This is a genomic window from Rhodococcus sp. IEGM 1307 (genome assembly GCF_030056915.1).
Lineage (GTDB): Bacteria > Actinomycetota > Actinomycetes > Mycobacteriales > Mycobacteriaceae > Rhodococcus_F > Rhodococcus_F opacus_D.
Window position 1 is genome coordinate 658,246 of sequence record NZ_JASHKW010000001.1, and the last position, 25,300, is coordinate 683,545.

At 67.0% G+C, this 25,300-nt stretch carries 28 protein-coding genes; 15 read left to right on the forward strand and 13 right to left on the reverse strand.

Annotation, left to right across the window (positions count from 1 at the left end; all coding sequences use genetic code 11):
- Positions 1-14: 14 nt before the first annotated feature.
- Both QM841_RS02820 and QM841_RS02825 read right to left on the reverse strand, forming a co-directional pair.
- Complete coding sequence (locus QM841_RS02820) at positions 15-986, reverse strand: intradiol ring-cleavage dioxygenase (protein WP_283330833.1); 972 nt, start codon at positions 984-986, stop codon at positions 15-17.
- A gap of 91 nt (positions 987-1,077) precedes the next feature.
- Positions 1,078-1,842 carry a pirin family protein gene (locus QM841_RS02825; protein ID WP_283330834.1) on the reverse strand — a complete coding sequence of 255 codons (765 nt, stop codon included), beginning with the start codon at positions 1,840-1,842 and terminating at the stop codon, positions 1,078-1,080.
- Between the two features lie 344 nt (positions 1,843-2,186).
- On the opposite strand from QM841_RS02825, the gene QM841_RS02830 reads away from it, so the two are divergent.
- Positions 2,187-2,366, forward strand: a complete 180-nt coding sequence (locus QM841_RS02830; protein WP_005243850.1) for a hypothetical protein — start codon at positions 2,187-2,189, stop codon at positions 2,364-2,366.
- A 63-nt stretch (positions 2,367-2,429) separates the two neighbouring features.
- Here the strand turns inward: QM841_RS02830 and couM are convergent, their stop codons facing one another.
- The 3 genes from couM to couN are packed head-to-tail and all read right to left on the reverse strand — an operon-like array spanning position 2,430 to position 4,734.
- Positions 2,430-2,903, reverse strand: a complete 474-nt coding sequence (couM, locus tag QM841_RS02835; protein WP_283330835.1) for a p-hydroxycinnamoyl-CoA hydratase — start codon at positions 2,901-2,903, stop codon at positions 2,430-2,432.
- Positions 2,904-2,935: 32 nt separating this feature from the next.
- Positions 2,936-3,826, reverse strand: coding sequence for a 4-hydroxyphenyl-beta-ketoacyl-CoA hydrolase (couO, locus tag QM841_RS02840; RefSeq protein WP_172649992.1), 891 nt, complete (start codon positions 3,824-3,826; stop codon positions 2,936-2,938).
- Positions 3,823-4,734: a 4-hydroxyphenyl-beta-hydroxyacyl-CoA dehydrogenase gene (gene couN / locus QM841_RS02845; protein WP_283330836.1), complete on the reverse strand. Its 912-nt coding sequence runs from the start codon at positions 4,732-4,734 to the stop codon at positions 3,823-3,825. The genes couO and couN overlap by 4 nt, the downstream gene beginning before the upstream one ends.
- A 114-nt stretch (positions 4,735-4,848) precedes the next feature.
- Between couN and couR the strand changes: the two genes are divergently transcribed.
- The 5 genes from couR (at position 4,849) to QM841_RS02870 (ending at position 9,950) form a co-directional block, all read left to right on the forward strand.
- A complete protein-coding gene (gene couR / locus QM841_RS02850) occupies positions 4,849-5,289 on the forward strand; it encodes a MarR family transcriptional repressor CouR (RefSeq protein WP_009478157.1) in 441 nt (146 codons plus the stop codon).
- A gap of 6 nt (positions 5,290-5,295) precedes the next feature.
- A complete protein-coding gene (locus QM841_RS02855; protein ID WP_283330837.1) occupies positions 5,296-5,772 on the forward strand; it encodes a DUF3237 domain-containing protein in 477 nt (158 codons plus the stop codon).
- 6 nt (positions 5,773-5,778) lie between these two features.
- Complete coding sequence (locus QM841_RS02860; RefSeq protein WP_283330838.1) at positions 5,779-6,687, forward strand: LysR family transcriptional regulator; 909 nt, start codon at positions 5,779-5,781, stop codon at positions 6,685-6,687.
- A 171-nt stretch (positions 6,688-6,858) separates the two neighbouring features.
- Positions 6,859-8,184: an MFS transporter gene (locus QM841_RS02865; RefSeq protein ID WP_283330839.1), complete on the forward strand. Its 1,326-nt coding sequence runs from the start codon at positions 6,859-6,861 to the stop codon at positions 8,182-8,184.
- A complete protein-coding gene (locus tag QM841_RS02870) occupies positions 8,181-9,950 on the forward strand; it encodes a CocE/NonD family hydrolase (RefSeq protein ID WP_349307380.1) in 1,770 nt (589 codons plus the stop codon). The genes QM841_RS02865 and QM841_RS02870 overlap by 4 nt, the downstream gene beginning before the upstream one ends.
- Before the next feature lie 32 nt (positions 9,951-9,982).
- On the opposite strand, the gene QM841_RS02875 is transcribed toward QM841_RS02870, so the two are convergent.
- From QM841_RS02875 to QM841_RS02905, 7 genes are all read right to left on the reverse strand, one after another.
- Complete coding sequence (locus tag QM841_RS02875) at positions 9,983-10,393, reverse strand: DJ-1/PfpI family protein (protein ID WP_283330841.1); 411 nt, start codon at positions 10,391-10,393, stop codon at positions 9,983-9,985.
- Between the two features lie 45 nt (positions 10,394-10,438).
- On the reverse strand, positions 10,439-11,974 hold the full coding sequence (couL, locus tag QM841_RS02880) for a p-hydroxycinnamoyl-CoA synthetase (protein WP_283330842.1): 1,536 nt from the start codon (positions 11,972-11,974) through the stop codon (positions 10,439-10,441).
- 54 nt (positions 11,975-12,028) lie between these two features.
- A complete protein-coding gene (couT, locus tag QM841_RS02885; RefSeq protein ID WP_105421153.1) occupies positions 12,029-13,357 on the reverse strand; it encodes a p-hydroxycinnamate MFS transporter in 1,329 nt (442 codons plus the stop codon).
- 128 nt (positions 13,358-13,485) lie between these two features.
- A complete protein-coding gene (gene couH / locus QM841_RS02890; RefSeq protein WP_283330843.1) occupies positions 13,486-14,652 on the reverse strand; it encodes a dihydro-p-hydroxycinnamoy-CoA dehydrogenase in 1,167 nt (388 codons plus the stop codon).
- A 116-nt stretch (positions 14,653-14,768) separates the two neighbouring features.
- The gene (locus tag QM841_RS02895) at positions 14,769-14,924 is read right to left on the reverse strand and encodes a DUF6131 family protein (protein ID WP_005263616.1); all 156 of its coding nucleotides are present in this window, start codon (positions 14,922-14,924) and stop codon (positions 14,769-14,771) included.
- Between the two features lie 31 nt (positions 14,925-14,955).
- On the reverse strand, positions 14,956-15,162 hold the full coding sequence (locus QM841_RS02900; RefSeq protein WP_005571421.1) for a hypothetical protein: 207 nt from the start codon (positions 15,160-15,162) through the stop codon (positions 14,956-14,958).
- A gap of 57 nt (positions 15,163-15,219) precedes the next feature.
- Entirely contained in the window at positions 15,220-15,756 is a 537-nt protein-coding gene (locus tag QM841_RS02905) for a hypothetical protein (RefSeq protein WP_280784578.1), read from the reverse strand.
- Positions 15,757-15,868: 112 nt separating this feature from the next.
- On the opposite strand from QM841_RS02905, the gene QM841_RS02910 reads away from it, so the two are divergent.
- The 5 genes from QM841_RS02910 (at position 15,869) to QM841_RS02930 (ending at position 20,824) form a co-directional block, all read left to right on the forward strand.
- A complete protein-coding gene (locus QM841_RS02910; RefSeq protein WP_283330844.1) occupies positions 15,869-16,774 on the forward strand; it encodes a LysR family transcriptional regulator in 906 nt (301 codons plus the stop codon).
- 125 nt (positions 16,775-16,899) lie between these two features.
- Complete coding sequence (locus QM841_RS02915) at positions 16,900-18,246, forward strand: MFS transporter (RefSeq protein WP_283330845.1); 1,347 nt, start codon at positions 16,900-16,902, stop codon at positions 18,244-18,246.
- Positions 18,247-18,294: 48 nt separating this feature from the next.
- The gene (locus tag QM841_RS02920) at positions 18,295-19,230 is read left to right on the forward strand and encodes an alpha/beta hydrolase (RefSeq protein WP_280784574.1); all 936 of its coding nucleotides are present in this window, start codon (positions 18,295-18,297) and stop codon (positions 19,228-19,230) included.
- A gap of 26 nt (positions 19,231-19,256) precedes the next feature.
- Positions 19,257-19,886 (forward strand): alpha/beta hydrolase family protein, encoded by a 630-nt coding sequence (locus QM841_RS02925; RefSeq protein ID WP_411194614.1) that lies wholly within the window; start codon positions 19,257-19,259, stop codon positions 19,884-19,886.
- A 41-nt stretch (positions 19,887-19,927) separates the two neighbouring features.
- On the forward strand, positions 19,928-20,824 hold the full coding sequence (locus QM841_RS02930) for an alpha/beta fold hydrolase (RefSeq protein WP_280784572.1): 897 nt from the start codon (positions 19,928-19,930) through the stop codon (positions 20,822-20,824).
- Position 20,825: 1 nt separating this feature from the next.
- Here QM841_RS02930 and QM841_RS02935 read toward each other — a convergent pair whose 3' ends face one another.
- Positions 20,826-21,413 carry a phosphoribosylanthranilate isomerase gene (locus QM841_RS02935; RefSeq protein WP_280784571.1) on the reverse strand — a complete coding sequence of 196 codons (588 nt, stop codon included), beginning with the start codon at positions 21,411-21,413 and terminating at the stop codon, positions 20,826-20,828.
- A gap of 67 nt (positions 21,414-21,480) precedes the next feature.
- Here QM841_RS02935 and QM841_RS02940 point away from each other — a divergent pair, with 67 nt between their 5' ends.
- The 4 genes from QM841_RS02940 to QM841_RS02955 all read left to right on the forward strand — a co-directional run bounded on the left by QM841_RS02940 (position 21,481) and on the right by QM841_RS02955 (position 25,299).
- Entirely contained in the window at positions 21,481-22,785 is a 1,305-nt protein-coding gene (locus QM841_RS02940) for an alpha/beta hydrolase (protein ID WP_283330847.1), read from the forward strand.
- Positions 22,786-22,812: 27 nt separating this feature from the next.
- Complete coding sequence (locus tag QM841_RS02945; RefSeq protein WP_283330848.1) at positions 22,813-23,532, forward strand: ABC transporter substrate-binding protein; 720 nt, start codon at positions 22,813-22,815, stop codon at positions 23,530-23,532.
- 83 nt (positions 23,533-23,615) lie between these two features.
- Positions 23,616-24,851, forward strand: a complete 1,236-nt coding sequence (locus QM841_RS02950; protein ID WP_283330849.1) for an acyl-CoA dehydrogenase family protein — start codon at positions 23,616-23,618, stop codon at positions 24,849-24,851.
- 70 nt (positions 24,852-24,921) lie between these two features.
- Positions 24,922-25,299, forward strand: a complete 378-nt coding sequence (locus tag QM841_RS02955; RefSeq protein WP_009478176.1) for a VOC family protein — start codon at positions 24,922-24,924, stop codon at positions 25,297-25,299.
- Position 25,300 lies beyond the last annotated feature (1 nt).

Below are 25,300 nucleotides of genomic sequence, written 5' to 3' on the forward strand. Positions count from 1 at the left end.
CGACCGGGGATCGATCAGACGTCGATGCCGAGGTTGATCGCCGCGAGGTAGCCGTCCGACTGCTTGGCGACGGTCAGCAGGCCGGCGGCGTCGTAGATGCTGTCGGTGGAGTTGTTCACGTTGTTCTCGCGTCCGGTGTGATCGGAGTACGGCGCGGTCGCGTACACCTCGTCGAGCAGGGCCTCGTCGAAGAACAGCTGGGTGGTGAGCACCGTCTTCTTGTCGATGTGCACCTTCAGGTGGATGTGGGTGGTCCGGCTGATGTACCAACCGGGGAAGATGGTGGTGAACTGGGCGACACCGTTCGCGTCCGTGGTCTGGGCGCCGCGCAGGTAGGTGCCGTCGTCCGTGGTGGCGGCCTCGCTGTCGCCGACGCTGTAGGACCCGTCGGACGTCTCACCCGAACCGCCGGACATGTCGCCGCCGGGACCACCCGCACCGGGACCACCTGCGCCACCGGGAGCACCGGCCGGGGGTTGGCCGCCACCGGGTCCGCCCGCCGGAGGCGCGCCTGCGGGGGCGCCGTTGCCGCTGAGGTCCGCGGCCTCGGAACCCGACTCGAAGCCGGAGTACACCCCACCCGCGTCGCAGTGCCAGATCTCGACGACGGCATTGCTCACCACCGCGGCGGAGCCGTCCGCGGAACAATTCGTCAGGTCCTGCACCCGCAGTGCGAGCTGCAGGTTCGTGCCCGGCCGGTCCTCGCGGATGTCGCTGCGGATGGAGTCGACGTCGAACCAGTACGGTCCCTGCGTCTCCTCGACGGCCAGGACGCACCGCGGTGCCTGGTCGAGCAGGGCGCTCACGGTGTCGGCGCTCGTCGCGGCACTGGATGCGGCTGCGGTCGACGTGGCCGACGCCGACGTGCTGCTGCTCCCGTTCCCGGTGCAGGCGGCGATGAGCCCACCCAGGCTCACCGTTCCACCGACCGCCAGTGCGCGGCGGCGGCTGATGCGCAGACGGCTCTTCTCGACGTCCTTGTTCACTATGCGTACCTCTCCATGATCGGGCTGTGACCTGATCGTGGCGCACGAACCTGCGCGCAGCGTGCCGTCCGGCTGTGAACTTGCTGGGAACTCACCCGCCGAGGCGGGCGTGCATCTCCCAGACGAGGACCTCGGCGCCGGAGTGCGAGGTGACCTGCTGGCCACCGGAGGCGCTCAGCCGGACGGCGTCCCCCTCGTACAGGGTGCCGACACCCTCCATCTCCGCGGTGCCCCGGGCGACGAAGACGTGGAGGAACGGCGCTTCGGGAAGCGTCACCGATGCGCCGGGGAAGAGTCGCGCGACATGCAGGGCCGCGTGCTTGTTGTGGATCCGGATCGCCGAATTATCTTTGTATTCCGGCATTCCGGACGCAACGGGCATCAGCCCGCCCTTGAGGATCTCGTCCTCGATCTCGAGTTGTTCGTAGCTCGGAGTGAGGCCGGCTTCGTCGGGTACCACCCACATCTGGACGAAATGCACCGGCTCGTGGTGCTGCTCACCCTCGAGGCGCCAGCTGTCGTTCTTCTCGGAATGCATGATGCCCTTGCCTGCGCTCATGCGTTGCGCAAGGCCGGGATAGATGATGCCGGAGTGGCCGATCGAATCCTGATGGACGAGCGAGCCGCGCAGCACCCACGTGACGATCTCCATGTCTTTGTGCGGGTGCGTGTCGAATCCCTGACCGGGGAGCACGGTGTCGTCGTTGTTCACGAGGAGCAGCCCGTGGTGTGTGTTGTCGGGGTCGTAGTGCTGGCCGAAGGAGAACGAGTGCTTCGAATCCAACCAGGAAATCTTGGTTTTCAGCCGATCGCCGGCACGATGAACATAGACATGAGGTGTGGTGACTGCTGGCATATCGGTCCTCCTTCGGGTGGTACCCGGTCCAGAGTACGAGGTGCCGGCTGCAGGTACTCGCAAGACGGTGTCGATTGTGCATCGAATTCATCGCCTGCCGGCAGCGGTGGAGGACCCGCGTCGAAGGCGAAATGAGGTTGCGCAGTGCGACATTGGCGAACCTGACGTCCGTAAGGTGGTGTTCGGCAACAGGTTTCACCGACGGTGCGAAATGCCCGAAAGACGGGCGTCCAGTTCGTGCCGCCGTGAATGCCCGCTTCGGCCGGGCCCGCGGCGTACAGTTCGAATTGTGCGTCCGGAAGTCGCAGGATTTGCGGCCCGTCGCACACAGCGGAAGGAGCGTGATGAAGGCGAATTCGGATCGACACGATCAGCACCTCCCCGAGCACCAGCGGATCGCAGACCTCGTCGACGACATGGAAGACCGGCTGGTGGCCGAGCGCGAGGCGAAGGGAATCGCGGGCAACGCGTCCGAGCGGAAGCAGGCGGAACAGGTCGAGCCCGACGACCAGGCTCCCGAGTAGTGCGGCTTCGCCACCCGTGAGTACTTATTAACCCCGGGCGGTTAATAAGTACTCACAGGTGGGTCACTCGAAGAAGCGGTACACGGCCTCGACGACTACCGCGGGACGCTCGCTGCCCTCGAGTTCGATCTGCCCGGCGACGGTCACCTGGACGCCGCCCTTGGGCAGCTCCTCGACGGACTGCAGCGTCGCGTTCAGCCGGACGCGTCCCTCGGCGGGTACGGGGTTGGTGAATCGGACCTTGTTGAGACCGTAATTGACGGCCATGGTGACGCTGTCGACGGTCAGTACCTCGTCCCACATGGGGATGATCAGCGACAACGTGAGGTAGCCGTGGGCGATGGGCCCGCCGAACGGGCTCTCCGCCTTGGCGCGCTCGGGGTCGACGTGGATCCACTGGTGGTCGTCGGTGGCGTCGGCGAACGTGTTGATTCGCTGCTGGGGGATGTCGATCCACGAGCTGGTGCCCAGCGGCTGGCCCTCGAGTGCGGCGAGGTCGGCGAGGGTGGCGACGCGGGTGGTGGTTGCGGTGGTCATGATAAGTCTCCTGGTGGTTCGGTGGGGCCGGGTCAGTGCTTGATGCCGAGAACGCGCAGCGCGTTCTGCTTGAAGATCAGCGGCGCGACCTCGGGTTTGATGTCGAGGTTCTCGAAGTCCTTCATCCAGCGGTCGACCTGGATGACGGGGAAGTCGGAGCCGAACAGCACCTTGCCGCGGAGCATGCTGTTGGCGGCCTTGACCAGCTGCGGCGGGAAGTACTTCGGCGACCACCCGGACAGGTCGATGAAGACGTTGGCCTTGTGGGTGGCGATGGAGATCTGCGAGTCGACCCACGGCACCGACGGGTGGGCCATGATCACGGTGAGGTCGGGGAAGTCGGCGGCGACGTCGTCGAGCAGCATCGGGTCGGAGTAGCGCAGTTTGATGCCGTGGCCGCCGGGCAGCCCGGCGCCGATCCCGGTCTGACCGGTGTGGAACAGGGCGGGGACCCCGGCCTCGGTGATCGCCTCGTAGAGCGGGTAGAACTGCCGGTCGTTCGGTTCGAAGCCCTGCATGCTCGGGTGGAACTTGAATCCCTTCACGCCGTAGTCGTCGACGAGCCGGTGCACGCGCCGCACGGCGGCCTTGCCCTGCCAGGGGTCGACGGATCCGAACGGGATCAGGACGTCGTTGTGGCGGGCCGCGCCCTCGGCGATCTCCTCGACCGAGTTGGCGGCGTGTCCGCTGGCTGAGGCCGCGTCGACGGTGAACACGACCGCGGCCATGTTGCGCGAGCGGTAGTGATCGGCGATCGCGTCGATGGACGGGGTGCGTTCCTCCCCGGACTTGAAGTACTTCTCCGAGGCGGCCATCAGTTCGTCGTCGAGCGACCGGTGCCCGCAGCCGTCGATCTCGACGTGAGTGTGGATGTCGATGGCGTCGATCTTGTCGAAGTCGATGCCGTACTCGTAGCGGCTCACTTCGCCATCAGCTCCTCGGGGAATTCCTCGCCGACGGACTGGACGGCGTCGCCGAACGTGCCGTTCCACTGAGCCGCGATGTCGTCGGCCGACCAGCCACCGTCGTGGTACTCGACCGCGGTCAGGTCGGGGTGCGACCACAGCGCGAGGCGGTCGCCGCCGACGGCGAACGCCTGGCCGGTGATCTCGGCGGCCGCGTCGGACGCGAGGAACGAGATGATGCCTGCGGCGTCCTCGGGGGTGCCCAGGCCCACCTCGCGGCGGATGATGTCGGGGAGCGGCTCGCCGTTCTTCATGCCCTCGATGTAGGGGGCCAGGAACGGGACGGTCTCCGTCATCGCCGTCGCTGCGACAGGGCAGACGGCGTTGGCGGTGATGCCCGCGCGCTGCAGTTCCATCGCCCAGGTGCGGACCATGCCGACGATGCCGGACTTGGCGCCCGAGTAGTTGGTCTGCCCGAAGTTGCCGCGCTGGCCGGCGGGGGAGCCGATGCAGATGATGCGACCACCGTCGCCCTGTTCGCGGAACTTCAGGACGGCTTCGCGTACGCAGGTGAAGGTGCCGCGCAGATGCACGTTGATCACGGCGTCGAAGTCGTCGTCGGTCATCTTCCACAGCACCTTGTCGCGGAGGATGCCGGCATTGGTGACCATGACGTCGAGGCGTCCGAATGCGTCGATCGCGCCGGCGACCAGCTTCTGGGCGGTTTCGGTGCTGCCGACCGGGGCGACGACGGCGACTGCCCGGCCGCCCGCGGCGGTGATCTCGGCGACGGCGGCGTCGGCGGTGGCCTGGTTGACGTCGTTGATCACGACCGCGGCGCCGTGGCGCACCAGGTCCTTGGCGTATGCCAGTCCGAGGCCCTGTCCGCTGCCGGTGACTACGGCGACTTTGTTGCTGAGGTCCATGTCGTGATTCTCCTAAGGTCGTGTTCGCTGGATCACACGTAATCATTGATGATTGAGAATGTCAATGATTAAGGTCTGCTACTCTACCGACAATCATCAGAAGGGGGTCGTCGCATGGCAGAGTCGCAGGCGTTATCGGACGACATCGGGTTCCTGCTCTCGCGCGTCGGCGGAATGGTGCTGGGCGCGGTGAACAAGGCCCTCGTCCCCACGGGTCTGCGGGTGCGCTCCTACTCGGTCCTGGTTCTCGCCTGTGAGCAGGCCGAGGGCGTCAACCAGCGCGGGGTGGCCGCCACCATGGGTCTCGACCCCAGTCAGATCGTGGGGCTGGTCGACGAACTCGAGGAACGCGGACTCGTCGTGCGTACCCTCGACCCCTCGGATCGCCGCAACAAACTGATCGCCGCCACCGAGGAAGGGCGCCGGCTCCGCGACGACGCCAAGGCGCGTGTCGACGCCGCGCACGGACGCTACTTCGAGGGCATCCCCGACACGGTCGTCAATCAGATGCGGGACACGTTGCAGAGCATCGCCTTTCCCACCTTCGTGGAGTAGGGCGCGATGACCGAGCTCCTCGCCCCGGCCCCGCCCGGCATGTCGTTCCTCGCCACGTTCGTCGTGGAGGTGGCCGAGCCGGTGGAGATCGGGTCCACGCCCGAAGGGACACGTCGCATCATCCCCATCGTCGGTGGCCGGGTCGAGGGCCCCGAGCTGCGGGGCACCGTGCTGCCGGTCGGGGCGGACTTCCAGCTGCTCAGCTCGTCCACGCTCACCGAGCTCGAGGCCAAGTACGCCATCGAGACCGACGACGGCGACCGCATCTACGTCACCAACTTCGGGCTGCGCTCGGGTACCGCCGAAGACATCGCCCGACTGGTCGACGGCGAGGCCGTGCCACCCGAGCGCATCTACTTCCGCTGCACGCCGCGGCTCACCGCCGCCGAGGGCCGGTGGTCGTGGCTGCGCTCACGGATCCTCGTCGGCACCGGCGAGCGCCTTCCCGGCGAGGTGCGTCTCACGGTGTTCGTGGTGGACTGACCGGTCGTGGAGATCCGCTGGATGAAGTCGTTCGTCGCGGTCGCCGAAGAACTCAACTACGGCCGGGCGGCCGAGGTGCTGCACATCGCGCAACCCGCAGTGAGTCAGCAGGTGCAGCAACTCGAGAAACGCCTCGGCGTCAAATTGTTCGACCGCACGACGCGATCGGTCCGGCTCACCGCGGCGGGGGAGCGCTTCCTGCAGCCGTGCAGGGACGCGCTCGCCGGAATCGACCGCGCCGTCGATGCCGCGGTGATCGCGGATCCGGCGGTCGAGGGTCGCGTCCGCGTCGGTTTCAGCGGCGCCTACGGGCAGACCGAATTGTCCTCTCTGGCACGGTCGGTGCGCCGTCGGTATCCCCTGATCGATCTCGTTCTCGAAGGGGCGACGGTCAGTGGGCAGATCCTCGACGAAATCTGGGAGGGGCAACTCGACCTCGGGATCGTCTCGGACGCGGTGTCCCACCCCCATGTGCTCACGCGGCAGATCTCGGTGGAGTACCTCAGTGCACTGCTCCCCAGCGATCACCCACTCGCCGAACGGAAGTCGATCGACCTCGCGGAACTACGCGACGAAACGTTCGTCGCGAATCCCGCCGCCACCGGATCCACGCTCCGCCGCGATCTGCTCGCCGCGTGCCGGGATGTCGGGTTCACGCCGAACATCGTGCAGGAGACCACCGACGGGATCGTCCTGACCGCCCTCGTCGCGGCGGGGGTCGGTGTGGCGCTCGTGCCGGGTGACGTCCAGACGTATCCCAATCGGGTGGTCCTCGTTCCCCTCGATGCCGGCCGATACGAAGTCCGGGCCGCGCTGGCCTGGTCGGACCGTCCCGTATCGCCGGTGGTGCGGACGGTCCTCGACCTCGCCGACGAGGTGCTGCCGTCGCCGGACACCGTCGCCGACGAGCAATAACGATCGCTTATCAATCGGTGCCGATACTGCTCTTGGACGGTGATCGGTTTCTTTGGCAGAGTCTCCCTCGGCGGCGCGGATGTGACCTGGACGACTCCGATCCCCGGTGCCGCACCCGCCTCGAGGCCCCTCCGAACTCCCGGATGCCCTTCACATTCAGGTAGGAACCACATGACTTCCACATTCGACGGCCGCGCCGTACGCGCCGACACGAGCGTCCGGTCGCCCCACGCGCGCCGGGCAGCCCTGGCCTCCTTCGTGGGCAGCACCCTCGAGTACTACGACTTCTTCATCTACGCGTCCTTCTCCGCGCTCGCGTTCAACACCCTGTTCTTCCCGGATCTCGGTTCGTTCTGGGGGACCATCGTGTCGATGGCGACCATCGGGATCGGTTACGTCGTCCGGCCTCTCGCGGCCCTCGTCTTCGGGCACTTCGGAGACACGCTCGGGCGTAAGCGGATGCTGGTGGTGACGCTCGTGATGATGGGTGTGGCCACCTCGCTCATCGGCTGCCTGCCGACGTACGGGGCGATCGGCGTCGCGGCGCCGATCCTGCTGGTGCTGCTGCGGGCCGTCCAGGGTGCGTCGGCGGCAGGCGAGTCGGCGGGAGCCGCGTCCCTGGCGCTCGAACACGCACCCGCCCATCGCCGGGCACTTGCGGCGAGCTGGGTGAACACCGGTGCCGCCGCGGGAATGCTGCTGGCGTCGCTGGTCGTCCTCGTGTTCTCCGGACTGCCCGAGGACGCCTTCCTCAGCTGGGGATGGCGTATCCCGTTCCTGCTCAGCATCTTCGTCGCTCTCGCCGGGCTCGTCATCCGCCGGATGCTGCCCGAGAGCGAGGTGTTCGAGGAGGCCGTGTCGACCGACGAGCCGAAGGAGATGCCGGCGAAGGTGATCTTCCGCGACCACTGGCCGAGTGTGCTGCGGGTCGTGGGGTGTGGGCTGTTCGCGGTGGTCTCCACCATCTTCAGTGCCTTCGCCCTGTCGTGGGGCACCCACGAGGCCGGCGTGTCCCGGACCGTCATGGTCGGCGCGACCGTGCTCACCGCCGCACTCGCGCTCGTGGCCCAGCCCGCGGCGGGGATCCTCGCCGATCGGATCGGACGCAAGCCGATCTTCATCACCGGCAACCTCGTCTGCGCCGTCGCCATCTCCGGATTCTTCTGGGCGGTCAGCCAGCGTTCGACGGCCCTGATCCTGATCACCGCGTGCATCGTGATGGTGGCCGGCTACTCGCTCGTCAACGCCGTCGGTCCCGCGCTGTACGCCGAGATGTTCGAGACGCGCATCCGGTATTCGGGCATGGCGATCTCCGGGCAGCTGGCGCTGGTGGCCACCGGATTCGCCCCCACCATCGCCGCGGCGCTCGTCCGGCCCGGACCGAACGGCTGGATACCGGTGGCCGTATTCACCGCGTGCTGCTGCCTGGTCAGCGCGGTCACCACGCTCACGGTCCGCGAAACCTACCGGACCAGCACCACCGACCTCGGCAAATGACCGCACTCCCGTCGAAAGTGACCGAACCTGTGAAACACGATGTACTGATCGAGAACGACGTCGAGGCAACGATGCGGGACGGGATGGTTCTGCGCTCGACCGTCTACCGCCCGAACGGATCCGGACGCTTCCCGGTTCTGCTCACCCGCACCCCGTACGGCCGCGACCTGTCCGTGAACTCGGGCTACCTCAACCCCACCACCGTCGCGGCCGCCGGATTCGTCGTGATCATGCAGGACGTCCGCGGCAGGTTCGGCTCGGACGGCGAGTTCGTGCCGTCGGAGAACGAAGGTCCGGACGGTTACGACACGGTGCAGTGGGCCGCCGAACTGCCGTACTCGACCGGCGCCGTGGGTATGTGGGGACGGTCGTACTTCGCCGAAACCCAGTGGCGTGCAGCCCAGGAGAAGCCGCCGGCCCTGCGCGGCATCGCCCCGGGCATCTCCGCAGGCGGCAATGCGCGGTCCGGTGGGCTCGTGCGCGGCGGCGCGGTGGAATTCGGTGCCCGGCTCGGGTGGGGGCACTATTCGGCCGGACCGGCCGAGATCGCGAAACTGTCCCGGACCGATCCCGCCCGCGCGGAACGCGAGTGGGAGTCGTGGACGCGAATCGACCGGGCGATGTCCGAGGACACGTTCCTCGACATCCTGCCCGTCCGCGACATGGCCGTGGACGCACCGGCGTTCTTCGCGTCGCCGATCGTCGAATCGCTGGGATTCCCGATCGATCACCACACCCGCGACCTGTGGGACAGCGCGAGCGACCGGGCCGTCGACCTCCCCTCACTGCACATCGGCGGGTGGTACGACATCTTCGTGAACAGCACCCTCGACCAGTACTTCGGCCAACTGGCGCACAGTGATTCCGGTGCGGCCCCCGCGCCGTACCTGATCGTGGGCCCGTGGAGTCACACCAACTTCTCCGGGCTCGGTGGCTCGGTGGTGTTCGGCAGTCCCGCGAACCAGGCGGTGCTCGACTCGGGTCAGGACCTGTCGTCGGTTCACGCGCAGTGGTACGCGTCGGTGCTCGGCGACGAGGAACCCGCCATGCCCCGGGTCCGGATCTTCGTGATGGGGGAGAACCGGTGGCGGAGGTACGACCGCTTCCCGGAACCCACGCGGACGGCCGAACTCTTCCTCGCTCCCGGCGGAACCCTCGTCGCGCAAGCGGAGGAAAGCGACGGGTGCGTCGACTACGACTACGACCCGGCGGATCCTGTGCCGACGGTCGGTGGGGCGACGATGATGCCGGGAACGTTCGCGCCCGGCGCACTGGAACAGAGCCGCGTCGAATCCCGCGACGACGTCCTCGTCTTCACCGGTGAGACACTCACCGAGCCGTTGACGGTGATCGGCCGGGTGTCCGCGACACTGTTCGCGTCGTCCAGCGCGGTCGACACCGATTTCGTCGTGCGACTGTGCCGGGTGACCGCGGACGGCACGTCGATCACACTCACCGACGGCATGGTGCGGGCCCGCTACCGCGACTCCTACCGCACCCCCGGGACGTACACGTCCACCGAACCGAGCCTGCTCGTGCCCGGGGAGGTGTACGAGTACGCGATCGACCTGTGGTCCACGGCCGTCACCTTCCAGCCGGGCGAGCGGATCCGGGTCCACGTGACGTCCAGCAACCATCCCCGTTGGGACCGCAACCTCAACACCGGCGAATCCGCCTACGAATCATCCGAATTCGTGGTCGCCCACCAGACCGTGCACACAGGGGAGCGTTACCCCAGCCGCGTGTCGCTGTCCGTGGTGCGCTGACGCGCCCGTGAGTACTTATTAACCGCGGGTGGTTAACAAGTACTCACAGGGGGCGAAGCGGCCCAACGCGTCGTAGCCGGCCTGTCTTTCAGCAGGCCGGCTTTCGCGTAGACCAGGGACCCCGTGCACACGCTGGTCATCAACGGAACGACGGCGCGCTGGCGGCGCACCCAGTCGAGATGGGCGTCGTCGAGCAGTTGTGGCCGCGTGCCCTGACCGCCGGGATGGAGCAGCACGTCGAGGGGCGGCGCGTCGGCATGGGAATGATGAGCGCCCAGGACGAGGCCCTTGGCGCACTGCACACTCCCGCCCGACGCGGAGAGGCAGGACGCGGCGTATCCGTCGTCCGGGTACATGCGCGTCCACGCGGACAGCACCTCCCACGGCCCGACGGCGTCCAACTCCTCGACGCCGTCGAACAACACGATCCCGATGTGCTTCATTCCATAATGCAAGCACGCTCGTGAGTACTTGTTAACCGCCCGACGTTAAGAAGTACTCACAGGCTGCGAAGCGGCAAGCTTGCGCAGGTCGGGTTTGCGGATCTTGCCGGTGGCGGTGCGGGGGAGTGCCTCCGCGATCTGGATGGACGTGGGAATCTTGAACCCTGCGAGCTTTTCTCGCAGCCGGGCGCGCACCGTCTCCTCGTCGAGTGTCGTGCCGTCGTCGGCGACGACGAAGGCCATGCCGGTCTCACCCCACTTTTCGTGGGGGACGCCGATGACCGCCGCCTCCCGGATGCCGTCCAGTTTCAGGAGCGCCGCCTCGACCTCGGCGGGGTAGACGTTCTCGCCGCCCGAGATGTACATGTCCTTGTAGCGGTCGCAGATGAAGAGGAAGCCTTCGTCGTCGAAGTAGCCGGCGTCGCCGGTGTGCAGCCAGCCGTCGACGATGGTGCGGGCGGTCGCCTCGGGCTGATTCAGGTAGCCGAGCATCACGTTCGGGCCCTTGGCGACGATCTCGCCGATCTCGTGCGGTTCGGCGCTCGACCCGTCCGGGCGTACGACGTCGACGTCGGTGAAGAACGTCCGCTTGCCGGCGGAACCGATCTTGGTGCGCACGTCCGCACTCGACAGCATGGTCACCGACGGCGCGGTCTCCGTCAGGCCGTACGCCTGCGTGATCGCGACGTTCCGGTCCTGCCACGGGGAGATCAATGCTTCGGGCAGCGGAGCCCCGGCGACGCAGATGGCCCGCAGGCTGGACAGGTCGGCGTCCGCGAACCGGGGGTGGTGCCAGAGTTCCTGGATCATCGTGGGGACGGCGAAGAACGTGGTGATGCGTTCCTTCTCGATCGTGTCGAGGACGACGCCGGCATCGAACTTGCGCAGCAGCACCACGGTGCCGCCGTTGAGCAGTGTCGGCGTGACAGCGCCGCCGATCCCACCGATGTGGAACAGCGGCGCCACCGACAGTGTGCGTTCCTTCGACGTCATGTCCTGGGCGAGAAGCTGGTTCAGTGCGTTCCACAGCATGTTGCCGTGGCTGAGCATGACGCCTTTCGGTGCGCCGGTGGTGCCCGACGAGTACATCAGTACCGACAGGTCGTCGAGGCCGACCTGTTCGTCGATGCGGGTGTCCGGCTGGCCGGCGCGCACGCCCTCGTACGTGTGGGTGGACCACGAGTCGCCCAGGCCGATCCAGGTGGTGACCGGGGTGTCCGACTGCGCCAGCTCCTGCGCGACGTCGGCCTGCTGATCGCCGAAGATCACTGTGGTGCAGCGTGAATCGCCGAGCACGTAGCGTGCTTCCTCCGCGGTGAGGCGTGCATTGAGCGGGAGATACGTGGCGCCGAGCAGCCCGGCAGCGAACATCACCTCGAGCGCCGCCGGGTCGTTGAACCCGAAGAAGCCGACGCAGTCACCCTTCTCGACGCCGAGGGCGCGCAGGCCGTGGGCGAGTCGGCGTGTCCGCAGTGCCATCTCCTCGTACGTGACGGCCTGACCGTCGAAGACGAGCGCCTCGTTCTTCGGCGTCATGGTGATGCGGCGCTCGAGCCACGAGCCGATGCCTTCGTTGTCCATGGTGACTCCTCGTTCTCTTCGAAACTACTCTCGAGCTTGTGGCGGCGTGGTGTGTCAGGCCGACGGGGTGTCGGCGGTCAGGTCGTTGTCCTTGCTCTCCTTCGTCGCGACGAGGAAGACGGCGCTGACCACGCACAGTGCGATGATGAACAGCCCGACCGGGAGGATCGATTTACCGGACGACGCGAACAGCGACGCCAGGATGACGGGGGTGAATCCCGCACCGATGAGGGTGGCCAGCTGATATCCGAGCGACGCACCGGTGTAGCGCGCCCGGGTGCCGAACTGCTCGGAGATGAACGCGGCCATCGGACCGTAGGTGGCCGAGTGGCAGATGGTGTAGCCGACGAAGGCGAGCGCGATGAACAGGAACTGTCCCGTGCTGAGCAGCAGGAAGAGGGGGTAGACGCTGAGGATCATCGCGCCGAGTCCCGCGAGCATGACCGGGCGGCGGCCGATCCGGTCGGACAGTCGCGCCGATCCGAGGACCAGGAAGATCGCGCAGAACTGGCAGAAGGAGAACGCCAGCAGCGCGTCGGACCGCGCGGCGCCGCTCGACACGGCGTACGTGATGGCGAACGTGGTGAACGCGGTTTGCATTCCGAAGCTCGCGATGCAGCTCATCGACGCCACGACGACCGCGCGGGGCCGCTTCAGGATGGTGACGATGGGCGGGGTGGTTTCCTTCTTCGCGGATTCCTTCAGCGCCGCCGTGAACAGCGGGCTCTCCGACACCTTGGACCGGATGAACAGGCCGAGGGCCAGCATGAACGCCGAGATCAGGAACGGGATACGCCAGCCCCAGGTCAGGAACTGCTCGTCGGGGAGGAGTGACACGGCCGCCAGCGCGAGCGTGCCGAGCAGTGCGCCGGTGGGGGCGCCCGCGTTGGTGAACGCCGCCGCGAAACCGCGCTTGCCGGATTCGGCGTGCTCGAGCGACATCAGCGCTGCGCCACCCCATTCGCCGCCGACGGCGAGTCCTTGGCAGACGCGGAGAAGGACGAGGATCACCGCGGCCCAGGAGCCGATCATTTCCGGTGGGGGAATGAGTCCGATCGCGAACGAGGCGATGCCCATGACGGTCATCGAAATCAGCAGCATGGCCTTGCGGCCGACGGTGTCCCCGAAGTGACCGAAGACGATTCCGCCCAGGGGGCGCGCGACATAGCCGGCGGCGAACGTTCCCATCGACGCGATGCTCGCGGCCAGGGGGTCCAGATCGGCGAAGAAGACCGGACCGAAGACGAGGGACGCTGCCGTGGCGTAGAGCAGGAAGTCGTAGAACTCGATGGTGCTGCCCAGGTAGCTCGACAGGATCACCCTGCGAACTTCCTTCTTGCGTTGGGTGGCCGACATGGTGCCGGCGGTGGCGGTGACCGTCATCGATACTCCTTGGCCGAAGCGTGGGACAACAGAGCGGATCGCGTGTGTAGCGCGGATCACAATTAAACATTAATCATTGAACTTGTCAATGGAAGAGATCGCCAACGCTTCTGTGGTAACCGCACCCATCAGGCACGCGTGAGCGTGCGCCCGATGATTTCCTTCATGATCTCGGTGGTCCCGGCGTAGATCGACCCGCCGCGGCAGTCGAGATAGTCCTGGGCGACGTCGTACTCGCGCATGTATCCGTACCCGCCGTAGAGTTGGACCGCGCGCTGGACCACCCGTTGCTGCAGCTCGGTGATCCACCATTTGGCCATGGCCGCGGTCACCTCGTCGAGCGTGCCGTGGGCGGCGTCGAGGATGCAGCGGTCCGTGAAGCACTGCGCGATCTCGATCTCGGTGGCGAGCTCCGCGAGGTAGAAGCGGTTGGCCTGGAAGTCGGCCACCCGCCGGCCGAACGCCGTGCGGTCGCAGCTGTACGTCAGGGCCTGGTCGAACGTGCGTCGCATCGACGCCATGGACGTGACGGCCACGCTGAGGCGTTCCTGGGGCAGGTTGTGGCGCAAGTAGCCGAAGCCGTCGTTCAGCTCGCCCAGGACGTTCTCGCGGGGGACGCGGACGTCGTCGAACACCAACTCGGCGGTGTCCTGTGCGGTCAGGCCGACCTTGTGCAGCGGTCCGTTGCGGGTGAAGCCGGCCATCCCCTCTTCGACCACCAGCAGGCTCACGCCCTTCTTGCCCGCCACCGGATCCGTCTTGGCCACGACGATCACGAAGTCGGCGAGCATTCCGTTGCTGATGAAGATTTTGGTGCCGTTGAGGACCAGATCGTCGCCGTCGGGGAGGGCGGTCGTGGAGATCGCGGCCAGGTCGCTACCCGCGCCCGGCTCGGTCATGGCGATGGCGCCGATCTTCTCGCCGGTGCACAAGGGGGTCAGGAACCGATGCTTCTGCTCCTCGTTCGCCAGCGAGACGAGGTACGGCGTCACGAGGTCGTTGATGCCGGCCAGGCCCATCACCACGGCGGGGGCCCCGACGCGGCAGAGCTCCTCGATGGCGATGGCGTTGAAACGGAAGTCGTCGATTCCGCCGCCGGCGAATCGTTCCTCGACATTGATCCCGAGGAGCCCGAGCTTGCCGGCCTGACGGTAGAGGTCCCGGTCCACCTGTCCCGCCTCGGCCCAGTCGCGAAGATGCGGGGCCACGTCACGTTCGGCGAACCGGCGCACCGTTTCCCGGAACGCATCGTGATCGGCGTCGAAGATGGTCCGTTCCAGTGCAACCGAAGACATGCGAGGTTCCTTTCGACGGCACGCGTGCGGCGCACGCGTGCATACTCGAAAGGAACATATCTATCAATCATTGATAATGTCAATGATTGATCATGTCCAACAGAAGGGCGCCGGCGTCAATACCAATACTTCCGCCCGCCGACCGCGCGGCCCGTCGTGCCCAGCAGTAGTAGCACGAGGCCGATGACGAGAAGGATGATTCCGATCGTCGTGAGGATGGAAATCCCCGCGACGAGGCCGATGACGAGCAGGATGATCCCGAGAACGATCACGGTCTTCCCTCTTTCGGTTGACGGTCTGGAGCTACTGACTCGGTTGCGGCACTTCACAATCGATCTTCGGGTTCACACCCGCATAGTTGAGTGGGCCGGCGATCACAGTCACCGCGATCGTTCCGGCGCTGGCGCAATCGGCCGTCGTGTCCTTGAAGTAACCGCGCTGCCACACGGCAACGGCGCCGATGATCAGCCAGATGATCACGATGAGCGTCACGAGCCGTCCGATACGCATTTCCGACCTCCCGTGTGGGCACCGGCGCCCGGCCGGTGCACGTGTCGTACTCGAACGCTATGTCGACGACGTGTCGGTCGGCTTCGCGTGTGCTCCGTGGGTATTCGTGGAGTCCGTGCCGCTGGGGCGACCGTTGGCAGGCCCTGCGCCCGTGGTGCGAGCGTCGGTGGCCCGAGTGTTCGTGGGCCCCGCTCCCGTGGTTCGAGCGTCGGTGGCCCTGGCGTCGTTCGTCGCCGTGTCCGTCTTCTTGACGTCGGGATCGAGCTCGTCGGCGCGCTGCCACTCGTGCTTCAGGTCATCACGCGACGTGGTCGCCGTATTCTGGTGCGTCTGCGCATCGACCTGCAGTCTCTTGGCCTCTGCCGCCTTGGCCTCGGCTTCTGCTTGAGCCCTTCTGGCGTTGGCTGCAGTTTCCTCCGCGATCGCCTCGCGCTTCTCGACGACGGACGTCTGCTCCTGCGCGTTTGCGCGGATGCTGTCGGCCTGTTGACGGTGGCGCTGGTTCCGCTTGCGCGATGCCGCAACGGCCAGCGCGATCAGGGCGAGAACGACGACGATCGCGACGATGATCCAGATGACAGTCATGGTGTCCATTGGCTACTCCCAGCGGTTGTGTTGTTAAGGTACCCCGCGCTGAAACCCGGCAAACAGACCGAGAGCCAATCGCAATCAACCGTCGTATTTCGACACCACATAGGGTGCGGGCATGGAGATCCGCTGGATGCGCGCGTTCCTCGCCGTAGCCGAGGTGTCGAACTACGGCCGGGCCGCCGAGTCGTTGCGCATAGCCCAGCCCGCGGTCAGCCAGCAGATCCAGCAGCTGGAGAGGCATCTCGGAGTGAAGCTGTTCGACCGCGGTACGAGACCGATTCGGCTGACCGCCGCGGGCGAGCAATTTCTCGAACCCTGCCGATCCGCGATGAAAGCCGTTGCCTGGGCCGAGCAGTCGGCGTCGGCGGGCAATCCCGCGGAGGAGGGCCGTGTGCGGGTCGGATTCAGCGGTGCCTACGGACAGTCGAAGCTGCCCCTGTTCGCCCGGACCGTGCGCAAGAGATATCCAAAGCTCGAGCTGGTTCTCGACGGGGCGAGACCGAGCGGGCTGATCCTCGACGACATCTATTCCGGCAAGCTCGATCTCGGTTTCGTCTCGGCGGCCCTGTCGCATCCCGAGATCCGGACGAGAGTGATCTCGGTCGAGCCTCTGGGGGCGCTGCTCTACGCCGACCACCGATTGGCGAAACGCTCGGAGATCTCGCTGTCCGAACTGCGCGACGATCCGTTCGTCACCAACCCCGCGGCGTCGGGATCGACTCTGCGTCTGGACGTGCTGGCTGCATGCCACGACGCGGGGTTCACGCCGGAGATCGCGCAGGAAACGTCCGACGGAACGACGCTGACCGCGCTGGTGGCGGCGGGTGTGGGGGTCTCGCTCATTCCTGTCAGTTCCCATCGCACCGGAGCCGTCGACGCCGTCGTCGTGCCCACGGACGGCGGACGCCACCGAATCCGCGGTGCGCTGGCGTGGGCGGACAGGCCCCTGACACCGCTGCTCGAGACGGTCCTCGCCCTCGCGGCGGAGCTCATGCCGACGATCGACGGTGTCGATAAGTAGTTCTTATCGAAAGTATGCCAAGTTGATCTTGGACTGTGATGAAGGGGTTTGGCAGAGTCGTCGGCGCAGCGGTGGTGTGATCCGCGGCACGTCATCACCTCTACTCCGGTCCGAAAGGTCCTCCCATGAGCGTACGAGCTGGTTCTGCTGCGCGCCCGAACCCGCAGCAGCCTGTCGGTACCCCGGCGAGTGTGCCCGTGCGGCAGCCGCGTAAGGCGGCTTTCGCAAGTTTCCTCGGCAGCCTCGTCGAGTACTACGACTTCTTCATCTACGGATCGGCGGCCGCCCTGATCTTCCCGACGGTCTTCTTTCCGTCGGAGAGTCCGGCGACCGGCACGTTGGCGGCACTGGCGACATTCGGCGTCGGATACATCGCCCGCCCGATCGGGGCCGTGGCGCTCGGCCACTACGGCGACCGCATCGGACGCAAGCGTGTGCTCGTCTTCACGCTGGTCCTGATGGGTGTCTCGACGTTCCTCATCGGATGCCTGCCGGGGTTCGGGAGCATCGGGGTCGCGGCGCCGATCCTGCTGGTGGTCCTGCGGCTCATGCAGGGTGCGTCGGCGGCGGGCGAACAGAGTGGCGCCAATTCGCTGACCCTCGAGCATTCGCCGGAGGGTTCGAGGGCGTTCTACACCAGCTTCACGATGAGCGGCACCCAGGCGGGGCAGCTCATCGCGACCCTGGTGTTCATCCCCGTCGCCGCGCTGCCCGAGGGCATGCTGATGACGTGGGGGTGGCGAATCCCGTTCCTCGTCAGCGGAATCCTGACGATCGTCGCGCTGTTCGTCCGCCGGACGATGGAGGAGACACCGGTGTTCCGGGAGGCGGAACGCGACAACGAGCTGGTCGAGATCCCCGTCGTCGAACTGTTCAAGAATTATCGGCTGCAGATGCTCCGGGTGATCGCGTGCTCGCTCTTCGCCGTGTCGGGCACGATCATGACGGTCTTCGCGCTCGCCTACGGTACCGGTGAGGCCGGGCTCGAACGGCAGACCCTGCTGTGGGCGGGCGTCATCGCAAACATCATGCAGCTGTTCGCCATTCCACTCTGGGCGATGCTGGGAGACAGGATCGGCCGCCGGCCCGTGTATCTCGCCGGAATCGTCGGCGCCATCGCCGCGTTCTTCTTCTACTTCGAGGCGATGAGCATCGGTTCCGTTCCCCTGATCTTCGCGGTGTCGGCCTTGTTCGGTGCCGCCGCATCCGGTGTCAGCGGTGTCGGTCCGACCTTCTTCGCGGAAATGTTTGATACCCGAGTGCGGTTCTCCGGCATCGCCATCTCGACGCAGATCGGGTTCGCTTTCGCGGGCTTCGCCCCGAGCATCGGCTATGCGCTGCTCGGAACCGGCACGCACGGGTGGATACCGGTGGCGGCGTTCGGCTCCGTCTGCCTGCTGGTTGCCGGCCTCTCGGCGGTGACCGCCCCGGAGACGGGCAGCGTCGCGATCACCGACCTGGGCAAGAAGTAATCGATCCCCGAACCGCCTCGGTGCGGTTCCCCATCACGAGGAGAACTCATGACGCTCGACCCCGACATGGCAGTACTGCTGGACAAGCTGAACGACTGGGACGCCGCCGCAGGTCCGCAGACGACGATCGAAGGCGCCCGCAAGCGCATCGAGGAGATGCGTGCCCTCTACTTCGAACCCGAACTGCTCGAGGTACGAGAAGTCGAGAACGTCACCGTCCCGGGTCCTGCCGGCGGCATCCCCGCCCGGATCTACCGGCCGGACACGGAGGAGTCGACTCTGCCGACCGTCCTGTACCTGCACGGCGGCGGCTGGGTGATGGGCGGCCTCGACTCCCACGAGTCACATGCTCGACGCGTCTGCGCCCGAACCGGCTCCGTCGTCGTGGCCGTCGACTACCGGCTGGCACCGGAACACCCGTTCCCGGCGGGCTACGACGACTGCCTGGCATCGCTCCACTGGATCCACGACACCATCGATCGGCTGGGCGGCGACGCGTCCCGAGTTGCCGTCGCCGGAGACAGCGCGGGTGCAAATCTCGCGGCGTCGGTGGCCTTGGCGGCCCGCGACGCGGAACTTCCTCTGCGGGCACAACTGCTGCTGTACGTGCCGGTGCATCTCGCGAAGCGTTACCCGTCGATGGACGAACTCGCCGACGGGTATTTCCTCAGGATGCCGGCGAACGAGGACATGGGGGCCGGCTACCTCGACGACCGCAGACTGTCGTCGGACCCCCGCGTCTCGCCGATCGAGGGCGATCTGGCGGGGGTGGCACCCGCCATCGTGTGCGGGGCCGAATGCGATCCGCTCCGAGATCACGCCCCCGCGTACGCCGCTGCGCTGGAGGCCGCCGGCGTGCCGGTGCGACTCCGGATCTCGCCGGGCATGCTGCACGGGTACTGGAGCATGGGCGTCGTGCCACGCGCCAACGACCTCGCGAACCAGCTGTGCGAAGAACTCGCGGAGTTGCTCGCCCCGGAGTAGCTCGACATTCCACTACCGTGAACCGCATGAGCGAGTTGCTGGAACGTGACGGTGTGCGCGGACATCTCCACCGCCCCGCGGGTGACGCAGTGGCGGGGCTGGTTCTGACGCATGGAGCGGGAAGTGACTGCGACACAAAGCTGTTGCGTGCCATGACCGACGGGTTCGTGGAGCGGGGCGTCGTCGTCCTGCGGTTCGATCTGCCGTTCCGTCAGCGCCGCGCGTCGGGTCCGCCGCATCCGTCGAAGGCGGCGGAGGATCGGGACGGCGTCGCGGCCGCGGTGGCCGTGATGCGGGAGCTGGTGTCGGCGCCGGTGTGGGCAGGCGGGCACTCGTACGGCGGGCGGCAGGCGTCCATGCTCGCTTCGGAGCGACCGGGTCTCGTCGACGCCCTGTTGTTGCTGTCGTACCCGCTGCATCCGCCGGCCAAGCCGGAGAAGCTCCGCACCGAGCACCTGCCCGGTCTCCGCACCCCAACCGTGGTGGTGCACGGTTCGAAGGACCCGTTCGCGACCACTGGCGAAATGCGGTCGGCACTCGAACTGATCCCCGCACCGACGACGCTCGTCGAACTCGAGGGAGCCCGCCACGATCTGGCCCCGGACAAGTTCCCGGTGGTCGAACGCGCGGTCACGGCTATGCTCGACCTTCTGTAGGGCGGGCGAGGACGGCCGCGCGTCGTCGGTATGTTCGGTGAATGAGCAACGTGCAGACGAACGCGCCCCACTGGTTCACCACGGCGTTGGCGTCGCCGGTCGACACCGGCCGGGTCGACGTCGCCGGGGCGCAGGTCCACTACCGTGCGTGGGGGCCGTCGGGCTCACCGGGAATCGTGCTCGTGCACGGCGGCGCCGCCCACAGCCGGTGGTGGGACCATGTGGCACCCATGCTGGCCACGGGCCGTCGCGTCGTCGCACTCGACCTGACCGGGCACGGTGACAGCGACCGGCGCGCGGAGTACGGCCTGGAGCAGTGGGCGGAGGAAGCCCTGGCGGTGGCGAAGCCTGCGGGCATCTCGGGGGCGCCGGTGTTCGTCGGGCACAGCATGGGCGGCATGGTGTCCTACGTGGCAGCGCAGCTGTTCGGCGAGGATCTGGCCGGTGTCCAGCTGATCGATTCGCCCGTCCTCGCCCGCACACCGGAGGAGGAGGAAGCGCGCAAGCAGCGTGCCTTCGGTCCGAAGAAGGTCTATCCGTCCAGGGCCGAGGCGCTCGAGCGGTTCCGGTTCGTCCCGCCGCAGGACACCGCGGTGCCCGCGGTCCTGCGTCACGTCGCCGAGAACTCGATGGAGGAGGTGGACGGCGGCTGGTCGTGGAAGTTCGATTCCACGTTCTTCGCGCGCCACGGCAGCAACCACCTCGGCGGATCCGACCCACGCTGCCGCATCGCGTACTTCCGCGCCGAGAACGGCATCGTCACCGACGCCATGATGGACGACATGCGCCGTCGATTCGGGCCCACCGCGGTGGTCGTGGAAATCCCCGACGCCGGACATCACGTGATGATCGACCAGCCGCTCGCGCTCGTCGTGGGCATCCGGACGGTGCTCGCGTCGTGGGACGTCGAAGATTCCGTGGCCGGGATGCCGGGCTGACTCAGTCGCCGGACCGGACGGCGGCGACGAACTGCTCGATCAGCGCCGCATCCTTCACTCCACGCGACGATTCGACGCCGCTCGACACGTCGACGCCCCACGCGCCGGTCGCGTCGACGGCGGCCCGCACGTTGCCGGGATGAAGTCCGCCGGCGAGGATCCACTCGCCGTCGGGCCGGCTCTGGTTCGCCCAGTCCCAGGGCACGCCCGCCCCGGCGGTCGCCCCGTCGACGAGGATTCGGTCGGCGCCGAAATCGCCCGACGTGTCACCGGCGACCACGGCACGGATCACGCCGAGCCCCGCCTCCCGCAACCGGGCGACGTCGTCGGCGGACTTCAGGTCGTGCACCTGGACGGTCCCGAGACCCGCCGCGGCGGCGACCTCGATCACCTCCGACACGGGACTCCCCTTGAACACACCCACCGCGACGGTGTGACCGGTGACCCGGCGGACCAGCGGCGCGGCGTCCTCGGGGGAGATCCGGCGGACGCTGTCGGCGAACACGAAACCCACGGCGTCGACGCCGAGGCGCACGGCCAGATCTACGGAGGCCTCGTCTCGCAGACCGCACACCTTGATGAATGTCACCCCGGCAATTTTACCGGTCGCTCCGAGTCGCCGACGCAGTGCGGGTTCGCGCTCTAGGCTTCGTGACGTGGAATGGCTCAGCGACCTCAGCGTGATCTCAGGGCCTCTGCCCTGGATCCTCACGGTGATCGGTGCGCTCGGCGGCGTGTGGCTGCTCGCCGCCCGCGCCCCCTGGTACCGCAGGAAGGCGATTCCGATCTGCCTGGCCGTGTCGGTGGTCGTCACCGTGGTCCTCTACGTGATGGTCGAGAAGGTTCTCCGGCCGTTCCCCGACCCCATCGAGATCTCCATCTACGTGTGGATCGGTCTGGGGCTCTTCGCGATCGTCCTGCTCGTGCCGAGGATTCGCGCCGGCCGGACGGTGAAAGCCGCCGTCGTCTCGGTCCTCGCGGTTCTCGCCGTGATTCTCGCGTCCGCGACGCAGATCAACCTGGTGTTCGACGCCTACCCCACGGTGGGCACGGCCTTCGGGGCGGAGCCGTTCGACCGGGTTCAGATGAACGACCTCGGCAGCGCCGCCGAGAACGTGGTGACGGGAACACCTCTCGACGCGTCGTGGACCGCCCCGCCCGGAATGCCGAGCGAGGGAAGGGTCCTGACGGCGGCCGTCCCCGGAACCGCGTCGGGGTTCGCCGCCCGCGACGCCGAGATCTACCTCCCGCCCGCCTACTTCGCCAACCCGCGCCCCCTGCTGCCGGTGCTCGTGATGCTGGCCGGGCAGCCCGGTGCGCCGGAGGACTGGTTCGCCGGCGGCAAGCTCGCCACCACGATGAACGAGTTCGCCGCGAAACACGGGGGACTGGCCCCGATCGTGGTGGTGGCGGACGGCACCGGCTCGCAGATCGCGAACCCCCTGTGTGTCGATTCGAAGCTGGGCAACGTGGCCACGTATCTGGCGAAGGACATTCCGTCCTGGGTGAAGTCGAACCTGCAGGTGAACCCGGACCCCAAGGCGTGGGCCATCGGCGGCCTCTCCTACGGCGGCACCTGTTCGCTGCAGATGGCCACCAACTATCCCGACGTGTACCCGACGTTCCTCGACATCTCGGGTCAGGAAGAACCCACACTCGGCGACCACCAGCGCACCCTCGACGAGGCGTTCGGCGGTGACGAGGCCGCGTTCAAGAAGGTCAACCCGCTCGATCTGATGGCGTCGAACAAGTACCCGGACTCGGCAGGGGTCTTCGTGGTCGGCTCCGACGACGACGCCTACAAACCGGGTGCGCAGAAGGTGTATCAGGCAGCGAAGGCTGCGGGTATGGACGTGCAGTACGCGGAGGTCCCCGGCGGGCACAGCTTCGCGGTGTGGTCGGCGGGGCTGGAGAAGGAACTGCCGTGGCTGGCACAGCGGTTGGGGCTGATCGGCTCGTAGGCACTCGTCACGGCGGAGAGGGATGAGATGACGGCGGCAGCGCACATACTGCGAGTGGGTTCGGCGTTGCCCGACCCGCCGTTCGAGTTCCGGGACGGCGGGGCTCCTGCGGGTTTCGATGTCGAGTTCACGCGGGCCGTCGCGCAGGTGCTCGGCCTCGAATGGTCGCTCGTCCCGTACCGGGGCACCGACTTCAACGGCATCTTCGATGCGCTGGCGGACGGTGAATTCGACTGCATCGCCTCGGGAACCACCGTGACACCGCAGCGGAGGGCGCGCGCGGATTTCTGCGCTCCGTACCTCGTGTCGGGTCAGTCCCTCGCCGTCGACACGTCGCGGCATCCGGGAGTGCGCGGGGTGGACGACCTGGGCGGTCTGACCGTCGGTGTCCAGCACGGCAACACGAGTCAGCCGATCGTGGAGAGGCTGGTCGCGGAGGGTCGCGCGGGCGCGATCCGCGTGTACGCCTACGACCGGATCGGGCAGGCTCTCGACGACCTGTCCTCGGGCGGGTGCGACGCCGTCATGAAACTCGCGCCTGTCCTCACCTGGCTCGTCCGGGATCGCCCGCACGTGGAGGTGGTCGAACGGGGAATCTCCCGCGAGGAGATCGCCGTCGCCGTCCGCACGGGGGATCACGCGCTGCGCGAACGCATCGAGTCGGCGCAGCGCACCCTGGCCGCGGACGGCACCCTCGACCGGCTGAGGTCGACGTGGCTCGGGGTCGGTGAAACCGACGGCCGCTAGTGCTGACCGGCACACCTGTCCAAGAATAGGAACGTGTTCTATATTTGCGGCAACCCTTTCTCTCAGTGACTGGAGTGCCCGGCATGTATGAGTGGTCAGATACCGACCTGATGTTCCGCGACGCGATCCGCGGTTTCATCGACAAGGAGATTCGACCGCACGTCGACAAGTTGGAGACCGGTGAGCTGCCTCCGTTCGACATCATCCGCAAACTCTTCGCCACCTTCGGTCTGGACGAGATGGCCCGTGACGCGCTGACGAAGTCGCTGGACCGCGAACGCAGTGGGGCCGTGTCCGGCGCGAAGGAAGAGAAGTCCGGCGGCCTCGGCGGTGCGGGCAGCATGGGCGTCATCATGAACGCCGAGTTGGCCGGCGTCAGCCTCGGGCTCGTCGCCTCGCTCGGGGTGAGCCTCGGGCTGGCGGCGGGCACCATCCGCAGTCGCGGGACGCTGGCGCAGAAGGAGCGCTGGCTACCCGGACTGGTCACGTTCGAGAAGGTCGGAGCCTGGGCCATCACCGAGCCCGACTCCGGCTCGGACGCGTTCGGCGGCATGAAGTCGTACGTGCGCCGCGACGGCGACGACTACGTCCTCAACGGGCAGAAGACGTTCATCACCAACGGCCCGTACGCCGACGTCATCGTCGTCTACGCGAAGCTCGACGAGGGAGACTCGTCCGTCGACCGCCGCGACCGGAAGGTTCTCGCCTTCGTCCTCGACGCGGGCATGGAGGGGCTCACCCAGGGTGCGCCGTTCAAGAAGATGGGCATGAACTCCTCACCCACCGGAGAACTGTTCTTCGACAACGTGCGCCTCACCCGCGACCGTCTGCTCGGCGAGACGGAGGACGGCGGCAAGTCCGACGGCAAGTCCAGCGCGAAGGAGAGCTTCGCGGCCGAACGGATCGGCATCGCGTCGCTGTCACTGGGCATCATCAACGAGTGTCACCGGCTGTGCGTCGACTACGCCAAGTCCCGCAAGCTGTGGGGTAAGGAGATCGCCCAGTTCCAGCTCATCCAGCTCAAGCTCGCGGAGATGGAAATTGCCCGCATCAACGTGCAGAACATGGTCTTCAACGCCATCGAGCGCACCGCGGCGGGGGATCAGGTGAGCCTCGCGGAGGCGTCGGCGATGAAGCTCTACTCCTCGCGGGCGGCCACAGAGGTGGCGATGGAGGCGGTGCAGTTGTTCGGCGGCAACGGGTACATGGCCGAGTACCGGGTGGAGCAACTCGCGCGCGATGCGAAGTCGCTGATGATCTACGCAGGCAGCAACGAGATCCAGGTGACGCACATCGCGAAGGGTCTGCTGGCGATGTGAGGTGTGGCCCTCGGGAACAAATGTCGTACGGCGTACGTTAGTGGGGTGTCGTCAACGAAAGGACACCACCGTGAAGGTCACCGCGAGCGCACTGTCGCTGAACGTCGCAGACCCCAGTGCGTCGGCCGAGTTCGCCAAGTCCCACCTGGGCTTCGTCGAGGAGATGGCAGCCGAGGGCTTCGTGTCACTGAAGCGTGCGGACGTGGGCTTCAATCTGGTCTTCCTGAAGACCGGACTGGAAACCTTCAAGCCCGCGCGGATCGCCGGTGACGCCGGCCAGGGGTTACTGATCGCGCTCGTCGTCGACGGTATCGACGCCGAATACGAGCGACTGCAGGCGGAGGGTGTCCCGATCGTGACGCCCATCGAAACCGAGCCCTGGGGCGAACGCTACTTCCAGATGAGCGACCCCAACGGGGTGATCATCCAACTGGTCGAATGGATGTAGC